Source organism: Natronoarchaeum philippinense, assembly GCF_900215575.1.
Taxonomy (GTDB): domain Archaea; phylum Halobacteriota; class Halobacteria; order Halobacteriales; family Natronoarchaeaceae; genus Natronoarchaeum; species Natronoarchaeum philippinense.
The window spans coordinates 579463-592087 of the sequence record NZ_OBEJ01000002.1 but is presented as its reverse complement, the minus strand read 5'-3'; the positions used below and the strand labels follow the sequence as shown (position 1 = coordinate 592087).

Genomic DNA, 12625 nt, shown 5'->3' with positions numbered 1-12625 from the left:
GAATCGGGACGACAGCGCGACGCTTTTGCCCGCGGGCCCGCTCCGTACTCGCATGGAATCGCTCGAAGCCGAACTCGACCGCGCCCGAGATCTCGACGTGGCCGATCTGGCCGACGCCATCGAGTCGATCGGCTTCGAGTGTACCCGCTGTGGGTCCTGCTGCAAGGCCGAGGACGACGACCCACACACGGCGACGGTGTTCCCCGACGAAGTCCGGGAGATTCAGTCGGAACACGACGAGGAGTACGACTGGCGCGACGTTGCGCGGCCGATGCCGTATGGCCTCGACGCCGACGAGGAGACCAGCGACCGAACCGGCCAGACGTTCGAGTGGGCGCTCCAGACTGACGGCTGTGGCGACTGCACGTTTTACGAGGAAGACGACGACGGCGTCGGCGCCTGCTCGATTCACGGCGACCGGCCGCTAATCTGTGCAACCTACCCCTTCAGCGTCGCGCTGGCGGGCACGAGCCAGCCGATGGGCGAGGCCGTCGACGAGTCGGGAATGGTCCGAGCCCACGAGTGCGAGGGACTGGGCCGAGATATTTCTCGCAGTGACGCCGAAGCACTCGCGGCGACGCTCAAAGAACGGGCGATCACGGAACTCGAAGAGGCGATCGACGTGCGCGACGAGTACCGGCCGGTCGACGCCGACGATCGGGTCGTCGTCCACGACTCCGAAGGGGCGAAAACCGACGACGGCACGCTCATCGAGTGACTGCTGTCGCGGGGTAACGGCGGGCGGTGATGCCGCCGGAGAACCGATTCAGAAGGTTTCTTCGATCACTTCGCCGACGGCGAAGTTCGATTTCACTTCGGTGACCTCGACTTTGACGCGCTCGCCGACCTCGGCGCCGGGGACGATGATCACGTAGCCCCGCTCGACGCGGGCGATGCCGTCGCCCTGCTTGCCGATGTCCTCGATCTCGACGTAGCGCGTCTCGCCGATCTCGACCGGGGGTTGTGGTTCAGACGGGGCGCTGGCGGTTGCCGGCTCCTCGTCGGCCTCTTCGACGTCACGAGAGATGAGCGCGACTCGGTAGGTGTCTCCGGGGTCGATGTCGCCCGTCTCGACCTCGCGTCGGGGAATCTCGACGACGTAGTTGTCGTCGTCGACTGATACCTCGGCGCTGAACAGACACAGCAGTTTATCAGATATCTCCAAGGTCAGATGCCTCCGTGTCGACCGTTGGAGCCATCCATAATAGAACTGTCGACAGTTCGCACGGCCGTTTTCGCCGTAGACGGCGGATAATTCGATGGATCACCACCATGGCGGGACGCCACTAGCAGGAAAAATCCGATTCAAACGAACACCGGTCGACGCTTCGATCAGTCCGCATCGCCCGGCCGCCCCGCCGTCGCAAACGCCGTCAGGTCGACATCGGCCTCGATCTCGTCGGGCGATTCGTAGGGGCGATTGACGACGATGTCGCCGGCGCGCTGTTTGCCGATGCCCGGGATCGCGGTGAGTTCGTCCATCGAGGCGTCGTTGAGATCCAGCGGGTGGGGAACGCCCGTGACCGACCGGTAGCCGTGGTCGACGACCGCGACATCGATCGTTCGGCCGAGTTCGAGTTCGCCGGGAATGCCGACGAGCAGCGGGTAGGTACCCAACTGGCGGCCGAACGTCTTGCCGTCCTGATGATACTCCAGATGCACGTCGGGCAGTCGGGTGCCCGGCGGCGCGAGGCGCTGGAGCATCGGGTTGTCGATCTCCTCGCGGACTTCGCGTTTGTACTGCTTGAACATCTTCTTGTGATCGCGGGCGATCTCGGCGCCGGTGTCGGACATGTCTGTCCCCGCGAAGGCCATCACCTGCCGGATGTTCACCCGGCGGAGCATCAACCCCTCGTCGTAGACGCGGTGGAGGAAGTTCTTGTTGTGCTCGAACGTCTCCTCGCGCTCGCCCTTGAGCCCGTGGACGAGGTTGATTCCGGGCAGCAGTTTCGGCAGGCGATTCGCGGCGTCCGCACCCGTCGAGGGGCCGCTTCCGGGCTCTTCGCCGGGACGCCACCCGCCTTCTTCGTTGACCACGCGCACGGCTTCGAGACACTCGTCGGCGGTGACGTTGAGATTGTTGTCGCTCATCACCTCGGGATCTGCCGATTCGAGTCCGAACGCCGCGGTGTCGCCGGGCGTGTTGTGCTCGGCGATGATCCGGATGCCCTCCCGCGCTTTCTCTGGCCACTCGACGATCGTGATCGGATTCATGTTGTCGAGGTGCAACGTCTCCAGATCGGGGGCCACCTCGCGGATGCCGCCGTAGAGTGTCCTGAGCGCGTCGGGATTGGGCGCTTCGCCGTCGCCGCCGTAGGCGAGAATGTCGGCCTGTCGGCCCAGTCGGTAGTGCTTGACGCCGTGGTCCGAGAGCCGGTCGACTTCGCCGACGACGGACTCGGGCGGCCGGAACGAGGGGTTGCCGTACAGCGGTTCCGTACAGAACGAACAGCGATACGGACAGCCCCGAGAAGTCTCCATCTCGGCGATCAGGTACTCGGGATGATTGGGGTGCTGTTCGACGACGAAGGCTCCTTTGGCGGCCCAGCGGTCGACCTCCTCGACATCGCGCATCCGGTCGCCAAAGCCCTCCAGTCCGCTCTCGACGAGGTCGTAGGCGGCGGCCTCGATGTCGCCTTTCGCCACGAAGTCGTAGTCGAGATCGTCGCGTTCGGTTTCGCTGGCGCCCTCGTTCTGGTCGCCGACGCCGAACTTGACGGGACCGCCCATCAGACAGGTCCCTTTCGCCGTCCAGGCGATCTCCCGGACCTCGTCGGGTTCCGCGGGTGTGCCGCCGACGTACTTGCCGGGGACGGTCATCCCGCCGATGTAGCAGGTCAGATCCGCCTCGGCCACGTCGCGCCACTTCGAGCGGTCGTCCCGGAGTTCGTCGATCGTGTGGTAGGTGATCTGGTCTTTCGGGACGCCGGCGTCGACGAGCGCGCCGGCGGTAAAGCGCGGGTACGTCGAGATGTACGGCGGGACCCCGAAGTGGGCCGGCTCGTCGACGTAGCCGTCGACCAGCGTCACGTCGAGATTCGCGGGGTCTGTCATGCCCGCAGGTAGCCTCTCGACGGGGAAAACTGATGCGGATCGGCGAGACGCCGACGGACAGCAGGTCGACCACCACACCCACTTGCCAACAGTTATGTGGATGGGCGAACCGATCCGCATATCGAAATGTCAGAGGAGATCGAGCGGCGGGATCTACTCGGAACCGTCGGTGCGCTCGCGTCGGCGGGAGCGACGGCCGGCCTCGCGGGATGTCTGGGCGGTAGCGACGGCAATGATGACGACGATGGCGACGACGGCCCTTCGGAGAAACCGTCGTTCTCGTTGGAGACGTGGATCGCCGCGCCCGGCGCGGTGACGGGACAGGACCACTACCCAGCGGAGTACTTCTCGTTCGAGGCGCTGCTGAGTGTCGAAAACTCGTTCATCGAGGGCGCGTACTCCGAGCTGGTCGACCGGACGAACGGCAAAGGTCGGGCGCCGTTTCCGCTGCCCTCAGCTGCCGGAAGCCCGGTCGACACGTTCGAAGAATACGTCACGACCGACAACAACAGCCAGCAGGTGCTGTACGGCGACCACCCCGCCGATGCGATCGGGGAGGGGTTGGTCGACAATCTCGGCTTCGAGACGGCGGGCGAACACCGGGAGTTCGATCTGTACCTCAACGAGGTCGACGGCCAGTCTTCGCAGGTCGCCATCGGCGTCAGCGAGTTCGTTCTCCTGTGGATCGAGAACGAGTCGCCCGTCGAAGGGCTTCGGGACTTGGCCGACACCCAGACCGAGGAGACGCCGCTGTACGCCGACGAAAACCCCGACATGGCCGAGGTACTCGACCACGTCGGCGACGGCGACCGCGTCCTCGCGGAAACCTCCGACGAGATTCCCGAGACCGATCTCACGATCCCGGTGTTCGAGGGACAGGTCGGATACGGGTACGCGCTGGGCCTCGATGGCGATCCCTTCGAGGAAACGTACGTGATCGTCTTCGCGGACGAGGCCAGTGTGGATGTCGAGGCGGTCCGGAGCTGGGTCGACCAGAACAGCTCCGAAGACGGACGATTTGCGCCACACACATCCGTCACGACTACCCAAGACGGGCGTTCGGTACTGGTCACGGGGACGCGCGAGCGCGTCGACCCGTTCGTCGAGTTGTTCGCGTAGCGCTCGTGCCCGACCGGCGCGACAGGTCTGAGGCCCGTCAACGCGGCCGAATATCTCTGGCGGTTCCGGTCTCCCCCGACTATCTGACACTTGAGGGGAAAGGTAATTAACCTCCATCCTGTAACAGTTGGGCAAGAATGGACTCGATCGTAGACGACGCCATCGACGAGGCCGAAAGCGGGGGCGACGACTCCGCGGGACAGGGCGAGACCGCCTCGACCGATGTCAACGCCTCCGGCAAGATGACCGACGACGAACTACAGGACGTTCTACAGGACCTTCAGACCAACATCACGGTCGTCGGTTGTGGCGGCGCTGGCGGCAACACCGTCAACCGGATGGCCGAGGAGGGGATCCACGGCGCGAAGCTCGTCGCGGCCAACACCGACGTGCAGCACCTCGTCGACGTCGAAGCCGACACGAAGATTCTGATGGGCGAACAGAAGACCCGCGGCCGCGGGGCCGGCTCGCTCCCGCAGGTCGGCGAGGAAGCCGCGATCGAGAGCCAAGAAGAGATCTACGACTCCGTCGACGGCTCCGATATGGTCTTTGTCACGGCCGGACTCGGCGGCGGCACCGGCACGGGCAGCGCGCCCGTCGTCGCCAAGGCGGCCCGCGAGAGCGGCGCGCTGACCATCGCCATCGTCACGACGCCGTTCACCGCCGAGGGCGAGGTCCGGCGCACCAACGCCGAGGCCGGCCTCGAACGGCTGCGCGACGTTGCCGACACCGTGATCGTCGTGCCCAACGACCGCCTGCTCGACTCGGTCGGCAAGCTTCCCGTCCGGCAGGCGTTCAAGGTCTCCGACGAGGTGCTGATGCGATCGGTCAAGGGCATCACCGAACTGATCACCAAGCCCGGTCTCGTGAATCTGGACTTCGCCGACGTTCGCACCGTCATGGAGCGGGGCGGCGTCGCCATGATCGGCCTCGGCGAGTCCGATTCGGACGCCAAAGCCCAAGACTCGGTCAAAACTGCCCTGCGCTCTCCGCTGCTCGACGTCGACATCTCGGGCGCCAACAGCGCGCTCGTCAACGTCACCGGCGGCTCGGACATGTCCATCGAGGAAGCCGAAGGCGTCGTCGAGGAGATCTACGACCGGATCGACCCGGACGCCCGGATCATCTGGGGGACCTCGATCGACGAACAGCTCGAAGGCACCATGCGCACGATGATCGTCGTCACGGGCGTCGAGTCGCCCCAGATCTACGGTAGCAACACCGACGCCCAAGCAGAACCCGAGTCGGCAGAGCAGGTCGAAGACATCGACTACGTCGAGTAACGCCCTGAACTGACGTGCCGCGTAGACTGCGGCGACGCCGGCCGACGCCCCTGACTGGCGGCGTGTAGACGCCGCGGCGACGCCGCACAGGAAGCCACCCTCATTGGCCGTCACTGTTGTTTTTATACTCCCAGCGGCCGTCCTGTCGAATATGACGAACGTAGCAGTCGTCGGCGGCGGTCCCGCCGGCCTGAGCACGGCGCTGTTCACCGCGAAAAACGGCCTCGACACCGTCGTCTTCGACGGCGACGAGACGTGGATGCACAAGGCCCACCTGTTCAACTACCCCGGAATCCGGAGCCTCAGCGGCGACGAGTACATGGCCATCGCACGCGGGCAGGCCGAGGACTACGAGGCCGACGTGCGCACCGACGAGGAGGTCACCGAGATCGAGCAGACCGACGACGGCTTCTCGCTGACGACCGAGGACGGCGAGTACGACGCCGACTACGTCGTGCTGGCGACCGGCGCCGATCGCTCGCTGGCCGAGGACCTCGGCTGTGACTTCAGCGACGACGACACCGTCGACGTGAACCTCTCGATGGAGACCAGCGTCGACGATCTCTACGCGACCGGCGCGATGGTCCGGGCCGAGGAGTGGCAGGCCGTCATCGCGGCCGGCGACGGCGGCGCCGCCGCGCTGTCGATCCTCAGCGACGAGAAGGGCGAGCACTACCACGACTTCGACGTGCCGGACGACGCGCCCTGACCGCGCCGTCGGCAGTTCACTGCAATTTTTCCAGAACCGCCCACTTTGAGTAGCCTCGGGTCCGACCGGCAATCCATGCGCGAGAACGCAGACGGGAACGCCGACCGAGAACTCCGGGTCGGCGTGGACGTTGGGGGCACGTTCACCGACGTGGTGCTGGTCGACGCCGCGGCCGAAGCGGCGTCTGAGAGCGGCTCTCGGGCGGCGTCCAGCGACGATGCCGACGCTGCGCCGAACAGCGGCCGGCTCGTCACCGCGAAGGTGCCGACGACGGCCGACCAGAGCGAGGGCGTCCTCGCGGGGATCAAGAAAGCCTGCCGGGCCGCCGGCGTCGAGCCGGACGGGATCGACCGGTTCCGCCACGCGACGACGGTGACGGTCAACGCCCTGCTCGAAGGGCGTGGCGCGAAGACGGCGCTGGTGACGACCGAGGGATTCCGCGACGTGCTGGAGATCCGCCGACAGGACCGGCCCGCGCTGTACGACTTCGACGCGACGCCGCCGGACCCGGTCGTCCCCCGACGCCGCCGGTTCGAGGTCGACGAACGGGCGACGCCGGAGGGAATCGAACAGTCGGTCGACGAGGGAGAGGTCCGCGACCTTGCGGCCGACCTCCGCGAGCGCGCCGTCGAGAGCGTCGCCGTCGCCTTTCTCCACGCCTACGCCCATCCCGAGAACGAGCGCCGAGCCGCGGCCGTCCTCCGGGAGGAACTGGACGTTCCGGTCTCGGCGAGTCACGAGGTGCTCGCGGAGTTCCGCGAGTACGAGCGCACCGCGACGACCGCGCTCGACGCCGCCGTCCGGCCGGTCGTCGACGAGTACCTCGAACGGCTCGTCGAACGCGCCGCCGACGCCGGCGTCCCGGCGCCCCGCGTGATGCAGTCCAACGGCGGCATCGCCGACGCCGAGACGGTCCGCGAGCGCGCCATCACGACCGCGCTCTCGGGGCCGGCCGCGGGCGTCGTCGGCGCCGGAGAGATCGCCGAGGGCGCGCTCGATGGTGGGCGCGGCGAGGGTGACAGCAACGGCGCCGCCGCACTGGCCGAGTACGACGGCGTCGTCACGGTCGACATGGGCGGCACCTCGACCGACGTGAGCCTCGTCCGGGACGGCGGCGCCGAGCGCACCACCGACGCAGAGATTGGGGGACGCCCGATCGGCCTGCCGGTGGTCGACGTGACGACCGTCGGCGCCGGCGGCGGGAGCCTCGCGGGCGTCGACGCCGGCGGCGCGCTCACCGTCGGTCCGGAATCCGCCGGCGCCGAGCCGGGCCCGGCGTGCTACGGCCGCGGCGGGACGGAGCCGACCGTCACCGACGCCGCCGTCGTGCTCGGCTACGTCGGCGCCGACGCCGAACTGGGCGGCGAGTTGTCGATCGACGCCGACGCCGCCCGGAGCGCGCTCGCCGACCTCGCCGATGCGGCCGACCTCGACGGCGCGCTCGCGGCAGCCCGCGGCGTCCACGAGGTCGCCCTCGCCCGGACGACACGTGCGATCCGGTCGGCCACGGTCGAGCGCGGGCTCGACCCCCGCGAGTTCGCGCTGGCGGCCTTCGGCGGCGCGGGGCCGATGCACGCCGCCGCGCTGGCCGACCGACTGGGGATCGACGCCGTGCTCGTGCCCCGCGCCTGCGGCGTTCTCTCGGCATACGGCCTGCTCGCGGCCGACGAGGCCCACGACGCCGCCCGCACCCACCGCACGCAACTCTCAGCAGACGCCGACCGCGCCGCGATCGAGGAGCGCTACGAGGGGCTTCGGGAGGAAGTGTTGGCGTCGGCGAGCGATCCGGCCGCCGCTCGCGTCGAGCGCTCGGCCGATCTCAGGTACGCCGGCCAGAGCTTCGAACTCGAAGTCGAGGCGGACGAACCGGTCGATCCGGCCGCGCTCGCCGAACGCTTCCACGAGGCCCACGAGCGCACTCGTGGCTACCGGATGGACGAGGCCGTCGAACTGGTGACGCTTCGGGCTCGCGCCGTCGTTCCGGGGCGAGAGCTTCCGATCGGATACCAGTCGAGCGCAGACGCGCGACGCGGCGAGCGCGAAGTCACGTTCGGCGCGGACGGGCCCGTCTCGACGCCGATCTACGACCGGGCGGGGCTCGACGCCGGACGCGAGATCGACGGCCCCGCGGTCGTCGAGCAGGCCGAGAGCACCACCGTCGTCCCGCCGGACTGGCGCGCCGCGGTGCAAGGAGACGGCACGCTGCTGTTGACGCGAGGTGAGGGCGATGCGTGACGACGCCGACGAGTCGGCCGCCGCGAGCGCCGATCTCGACGCCGTCGCGCTGGAGGTGCTGCGTAACCAGTTGGAAGGCATTGCAGAGGAGATGGGCGAAGTACTGATCCGGGGTGCGTACTCGCCGAATATCAAGGAGCGCCGGGACTGCTCGACGGCGCTGTTCGACGCCGACGGCAGGCTCGTCGCGCAGGCCGAGCACATCCCGGTCCACCTCGGTGCGATGCCAGCCGCCGTCGACGCGGTGCTCGACCGCGATCCGGCGCCGGGCGACGTGTTCGTGCTGAACGATCCCTACGCCGGCGGGACGCACCTGCCGGACGTGACGATGGTCTCGCCGATCGGAGGGGACGGTGAAGTGCTGGGCTACGCAGCCTCGCGGGCCCACCACGCCGATGTCGGCGGCATGGCGCCGGGGAGCATGCCGGCCGGCGCGACCGAGATCACCCAAGAGGGCGTTCGGATCCCGCCGATCAGACTGGTCGAGGGCGGCGAGCGCGTCGACGACGTGCTCGATCTGTTTCTCGCCAACGTGCGCGACCCCGAACAGCGCCGCGCGGACCTGCGGGCCCAGCGGGCCGCCAACGACCGAGGCGCCGAACGGCTCGACGAACTCGCGGCCGAGCACGGCGTCCAGCGGCTTCGAGCGGCGTTTGACGCCGTGATCGACTACTCGCGCGATCGGACGGCCGCCGAAATCGAGGCGTTACCGGACGGGGAGTACCGGGCGACCGACGCGCTGGAGGGCGACGGCGTCACCGAGGACCCGATCGAGATCGCGGTGACGGTGACCGTCGACGGCGGGGAGATCACCGTCGACTTCGCGGGCACCGACGAGCAGGTCGCGGGCAACGTCAACGCGCCGCTGGCGGTCGCCCGGAGCGCGGTCTACTTCGCGGTGCGCTGTGCGACCGACCCCGACGTGCCGCCCAACGAGGGCTGTTACGAACCGATCGCCGTCTCCGCTCCCGAGGGATCGGTGTTGAATCCGGACGCCCCAGCAGCCGTGGTCGGGGGCAACGTCGAGACGAGCCAGCGCGTCGTCGATGTCGTGTTCGCGGCGCTGGCCGACGCCGCGCCCGAGCGCGTCCCCGCCGCCGGGCAGGGGACGATGAACAACCTCACGATCGGTGCCGGCGGCCGCGAGGGCTTTACCTACTACGAGACGATCGGCGGCGGCGCCGGCGGCCGACTCGCCGGCGACGGCCTCGACGGCGTGCAGGTCGGGATGACCAACACGCTGAACACGCCCGTCGAGGCCATGGAGACGGCGTACCCCTTCCGCGTCGAGCGCTACGCGCTCCGCCCCGACAGCGGCGGCGCGGGCGAGCACCGCGGCGGCCTCGGCCTCGTCCGATCGGTGCGCGTCCTCGACGACGCGACCGTCTCGCTGCTGACCGAACGGCGTCGTACGGCGCCGTCGGGCGTCGCCGGCGGCGAGGACGGCCAACCGGGACGGAATCTGATCGACGGCGAGCCGGTGCCGGCCAAAGCCACCCGAGACGTTCCCGCCGGGACGACAGTCACCGTCGAGACGCCCGGAGGCGGCGGGTACGGCGATCCGGACGACCGAGATTCGGCGTCGATCGAGCGCGACGCCGCCGACGGGAAAGCGAGCGATCGGTAACTGGGCCGTGGACTGTCGCTGTCAGAGACAGCGCCAGCCAGAACCGTTCGAGTTCCTTGTAGAAAGATAGAAAAAGCCCCATCTGCAAGGATCGGGCAGAAACAATGGACGTTCCACTTGACCTCACGTCGTACGTGCGGGTGCTCAAGATGGCGAGCACGCCCGCGTGGGACGAGTTCTCACAGGTCGCCAAGATCGCCGGCGCCGGCATCTTGCTGATCGGGCTGATCGGCTTCGTCATCGCATCCATCATGTTCCACCTCGTGCCGCCGTTCGAGGCCGGCTCGGTGATCGGGCTGGCAGGCACCGTTCCGATGGGGGTCTAGCAGCCGTGCCGATCTACGCCGTCAAGACGACCGCCAGTCAGGAGCGGACGGTCGCCGACATGATCATGAACCGCGAGGCCGACGACATCCACGCCGCGCTGGCGCCGGACTCGCTGACCAGCTACGTCATGGTCGAGGCCGAGGACGACGCCATCCTCTCTCGCGTCCTCGAAGAGATCCCCCACGCCCGCGACATCGTTCCCGGCGAAAGCGACATCTCCGAAGTCGAGCACTTCCTCTCGCCGACGCCGGACGTCGAGGGCATCGCGGAGGGCGACATCGTCGAACTCATCGCCGGCCCGTTCAAGGGCGAGAAGGCGCAGGTCCAGCGCATCGACGAGGGCAAGGATCAGGTCACGGTGGAGCTGTACGAGGCGACCGTCCCGATTCCCGTGACTGTGCGTGGCGACCAGATTCGCGTGCTGGACTCCGAAGAACGATAGAGCATCCGGCGGCGAAGCCGACGGTTCACTGCGAGCGAACGGAGTGAGTGAGCAGAGTTTTTCGCCCACGTTTTTGCGCCGAGTGGTGCGCCTCCAGCGCATCCGGGCCGCACAAAGATGGTCTTACAGCTCAGCCTGATTGAGTCGCTCGACGACTTCCTGCAGGTCGGCTTCGGCTTCGATCTCGTCTTTGATCTCCTCGCGCTGGCGGACTTCCTCGGAGTCGGCGCCGTAGGCCCGAACGTACTCGGCGCGAGTGTGTTCGTTGAACGCGTGGCGGATCGCCAGATAGCCGTCCGGGACGACGACGCCACAGACCGCACACTCGCGGCGCGTGTGCTCGTTGGTCTGGTGGACGACCGCGTCTTCCACGTCCTCGAAGGTCTCCCCGCAGTCGTCGATACCGCAGGCCCAAGTCATCGTTGCCGATGGTTTCGCCGGGAATCCTAAAACTGTTCCGCCGCGACGCCGGAGCCGAATCGGCTGCCCCGTCCGGGAATCAGAACCCATAATGTGACTTATCGAGAATCCGACCGCGTGAGCGACAGCGAGGGGACGCGGGTGGACATGCACGTGAAAGTGCTCGACGAGCACGTCGCCCAGCGTGCGAAAGACCGGGGCATCGACGTGCTCGTGTACGCGCCCCACTTCGAGCGACTGCCGACGATCCGACGCCGCGCCGAGCGCTACACCGACGAGGACCTGCTGGTCGTCCCCGCCAGAGAGGTGTTCGCCGAAGCGTGGCAAAGTCGAAAGCACGTGCTGGCGATCGGCCTCGACGACCCGGTCCCGGATTTCGTGACCCTCGACGGCGCGATGGCCGAGTTTCGGCGGCAAGACGCCGCCGTCGTCGTTCCCCACCCGGAGTTCCTCTCGGTCGGCATGAACCAGTCTGACATCGAGCACTACGCCGATGTCGTCGACGCAGTCGAAGTGTACAACCCGAAACACTGGCCACACCACACGCGACGGGCCGACCGGATCGCCGACGCCGTCGACCGGCCGTCGTTTGCGTCGTCGTACGCACACCTGCGACAGACGGTGGGGGCGGCTTGGACCGAGTTCGACCGAGCGATCGAGAGTGCGACCGCCCTCGTCGAGGCGCTCCGTGAGGGCGTGCCGCGGGACGTGTACCGACGGAGCGGCGTCGAGTACGGCGTTCTCTCGGCCGCCGAGTTCGCCCATCTGGGCTGGGAAAACTCGTGGAAGAAAATCGACCGCATTCTGCTGTCCGGCCGCGAGGCGACCCATCCGCGACACGACGCCTACGACGGTCGGTTCGACGACGTTGCGGTGTACTGACCCAGCTACACTCCGAGCGACTGGCGTGCCATATCGACGGCGCTCAGGGGGACGCGATAGATGACTAGCGCGACCAGCGCGAGTTCTGCGACGGTCACGATCGTGGTCATCAGCGTGGCCCGCTCGCTGCTGACGGTGACGCCGATCGGAAGCCCGAACTCCTTCTTCCAGAGCGGGTAAAACAGCGCGATGCCGCGCGTGCTGCCCGCAACGTCAAGGACGTAATGGGTCAGGACCCCGAGCCAGACGTATTCGAGATTGCCGAAGAAGTACGGGAACGCGAGGAACCCGACGAGGATCGGCAGGTTGTGCAGCGTCTTGCGGTGCTTGCCGAATGCGGTGTCGACGTCCGGAAACAGCGCGCCCAGCACGACCGGCGTTCCGACTTCGATGATTCGGATGAACGTCGTCTCGTCGCCGGCGGGTTCGAGAAGATATCCGAGACCGATGCTCAACAACACAGCGTTCAGGACGTGGCCTTTTTTGTTCATGAAACCGGTACGTACTCCACTCTGAGCACTCCCGGA

General features: G+C 67.6%; 12 protein-coding genes and 1 pseudogene. 9 read left to right on the top strand and 4 right to left on the bottom strand.

Going from position 1 to position 12625, the window contains the following annotated elements; translation table 11 throughout:
• Positions 1-52 precede the first annotated feature (52 nt).
• Positions 53-718: a YkgJ family cysteine cluster protein gene (locus CRO01_RS09840; RefSeq protein ID WP_097008951.1), complete on the top strand. Its 666-nt coding sequence runs from the start codon at positions 53-55 to the stop codon at positions 716-718.
• A gap of 48 nt (positions 719-766) precedes the next feature.
• Here the strand turns inward: CRO01_RS09840 and CRO01_RS09835 are convergent, their stop codons facing one another.
• Together CRO01_RS09835 and CRO01_RS09830 are read right to left on the bottom strand one after the other, a co-directional pair.
• Positions 767-1165: a TRAM domain-containing protein gene (locus CRO01_RS09835; RefSeq protein ID WP_097008950.1), complete on the bottom strand. Its 399-nt coding sequence runs from the start codon at positions 1163-1165 to the stop codon at positions 767-769.
• A gap of 167 nt (positions 1166-1332) precedes the next feature.
• Positions 1333-3054 (bottom strand): radical SAM protein, encoded by a 1722-nt coding sequence (locus CRO01_RS09830; protein ID WP_097008949.1) that lies wholly within the window; start codon positions 3052-3054, stop codon positions 1333-1335.
• 126 nt (positions 3055-3180) lie between these two features.
• Here CRO01_RS09830 and CRO01_RS09825 point away from each other — a divergent pair, with 126 nt between their 5' ends.
• The 7 genes and pseudogenes from CRO01_RS09825 to CRO01_RS09795 all read left to right on the top strand — a co-directional run bounded on the left by CRO01_RS09825 (position 3181) and on the right by CRO01_RS09795 (position 10796).
• Positions 3181-4173 carry a hypothetical protein gene (locus tag CRO01_RS09825; RefSeq protein WP_097008948.1) on the top strand — a complete coding sequence of 331 codons (993 nt, stop codon included), beginning with the start codon at positions 3181-3183 and terminating at the stop codon, positions 4171-4173.
• A 137-nt stretch (positions 4174-4310) separates the two neighbouring features.
• A complete protein-coding gene (ftsZ, locus tag CRO01_RS09820) occupies positions 4311-5456 on the top strand; it encodes a cell division protein FtsZ (protein WP_097008947.1) in 1146 nt (381 codons plus the stop codon).
• A gap of 151 nt (positions 5457-5607) precedes the next feature.
• The gene (locus tag CRO01_RS09815; RefSeq protein ID WP_097008946.1) at positions 5608-6165 is read left to right on the top strand and encodes an NAD(P)/FAD-dependent oxidoreductase; all 558 of its coding nucleotides are present in this window, start codon (positions 5608-5610) and stop codon (positions 6163-6165) included.
• A gap of 75 nt (positions 6166-6240) precedes the next feature.
• Complete coding sequence (locus CRO01_RS09810) at positions 6241-8400, top strand: hydantoinase/oxoprolinase family protein (RefSeq protein ID WP_097008945.1); 2160 nt, start codon at positions 6241-6243, stop codon at positions 8398-8400.
• Positions 8393-10027: a hydantoinase B/oxoprolinase family protein gene (locus CRO01_RS09805; RefSeq protein ID WP_097008944.1), complete on the top strand. Its 1635-nt coding sequence runs from the start codon at positions 8393-8395 to the stop codon at positions 10025-10027. The genes CRO01_RS09810 and CRO01_RS09805 overlap by 8 nt, the downstream gene beginning before the upstream one ends.
• Positions 10028-10131: 104 nt before the next feature.
• Positions 10132-10281 (top strand): annotated as a pseudogene (locus CRO01_RS09800) (protein translocase SEC61 complex subunit gamma); the annotation flags it as partial.
• Between the two features lie 77 nt (positions 10282-10358).
• Positions 10359-10796 carry a transcription elongation factor Spt5 gene (locus CRO01_RS09795; protein WP_097008942.1) on the top strand — a complete coding sequence of 146 codons (438 nt, stop codon included), beginning with the start codon at positions 10359-10361 and terminating at the stop codon, positions 10794-10796.
• Positions 10797-10919: 123 nt separating this feature from the next.
• Here the strand turns inward: CRO01_RS09795 and CRO01_RS09790 are convergent, their stop codons facing one another.
• On the bottom strand, positions 10920-11216 hold the full coding sequence (locus tag CRO01_RS09790) for a DUF7565 family protein (RefSeq protein WP_097008941.1): 297 nt from the start codon (positions 11214-11216) through the stop codon (positions 10920-10922).
• 117 nt (positions 11217-11333) lie between these two features.
• On the opposite strand from CRO01_RS09790, the gene CRO01_RS09785 reads away from it, so the two are divergent.
• A complete protein-coding gene (locus CRO01_RS09785; protein WP_179747453.1) occupies positions 11334-12098 on the top strand; it encodes a PHP-associated domain-containing protein in 765 nt (254 codons plus the stop codon).
• Between the two features lie 5 nt (positions 12099-12103).
• Here CRO01_RS09785 and CRO01_RS09780 read toward each other — a convergent pair whose 3' ends face one another.
• Positions 12104-12589: a metal-dependent hydrolase gene (locus CRO01_RS09780; protein ID WP_097008940.1), complete on the bottom strand. Its 486-nt coding sequence runs from the start codon at positions 12587-12589 to the stop codon at positions 12104-12106.
• Positions 12590-12625 lie beyond the last annotated feature (36 nt).

What these genes read in the sequence shown, in the direction of transcription:
- CRO01_RS09840 (WP_097008951.1), top strand. Translation starts at nt 53, where the DNA reads ATGGAATCGCTCGAAGCCGAACTCGACCGCGCCCGAGATCTCGACGTG.
- CRO01_RS09830 (WP_097008949.1), bottom strand. Translation starts at nt 3,054, where the DNA reads ATGACAGACCCCGCGAATCTCGACGTGACGCTGGTCGACGGCTACGTC.
- CRO01_RS09825 (WP_097008948.1), top strand. Translation starts at nt 3,181, where the DNA reads ATGTCAGAGGAGATCGAGCGGCGGGATCTACTCGGAACCGTCGGTGCG.
- ftsZ (WP_097008947.1), top strand. Translation starts at nt 4,311, where the DNA reads ATGGACTCGATCGTAGACGACGCCATCGACGAGGCCGAAAGCGGGGGC.
- CRO01_RS09815 (WP_097008946.1), top strand. Translation starts at nt 5,608, where the DNA reads ATGACGAACGTAGCAGTCGTCGGCGGCGGTCCCGCCGGCCTGAGCACG.
- CRO01_RS09810 (WP_097008945.1), top strand. Translation starts at nt 6,241, where the DNA reads ATGCGCGAGAACGCAGACGGGAACGCCGACCGAGAACTCCGGGTCGGC.
- CRO01_RS09805 (WP_097008944.1), top strand. Translation starts at nt 8,393, where the DNA reads ATGCGTGACGACGCCGACGAGTCGGCCGCCGCGAGCGCCGATCTCGAC.
- CRO01_RS09790 (WP_097008941.1), bottom strand. Translation starts at nt 11,216, where the DNA reads ATGACTTGGGCCTGCGGTATCGACGACTGCGGGGAGACCTTCGAGGAC.
- CRO01_RS09780 (WP_097008940.1), bottom strand. Translation starts at nt 12,589, where the DNA reads ATGAACAAAAAAGGCCACGTCCTGAACGCTGTGTTGTTGAGCATCGGT.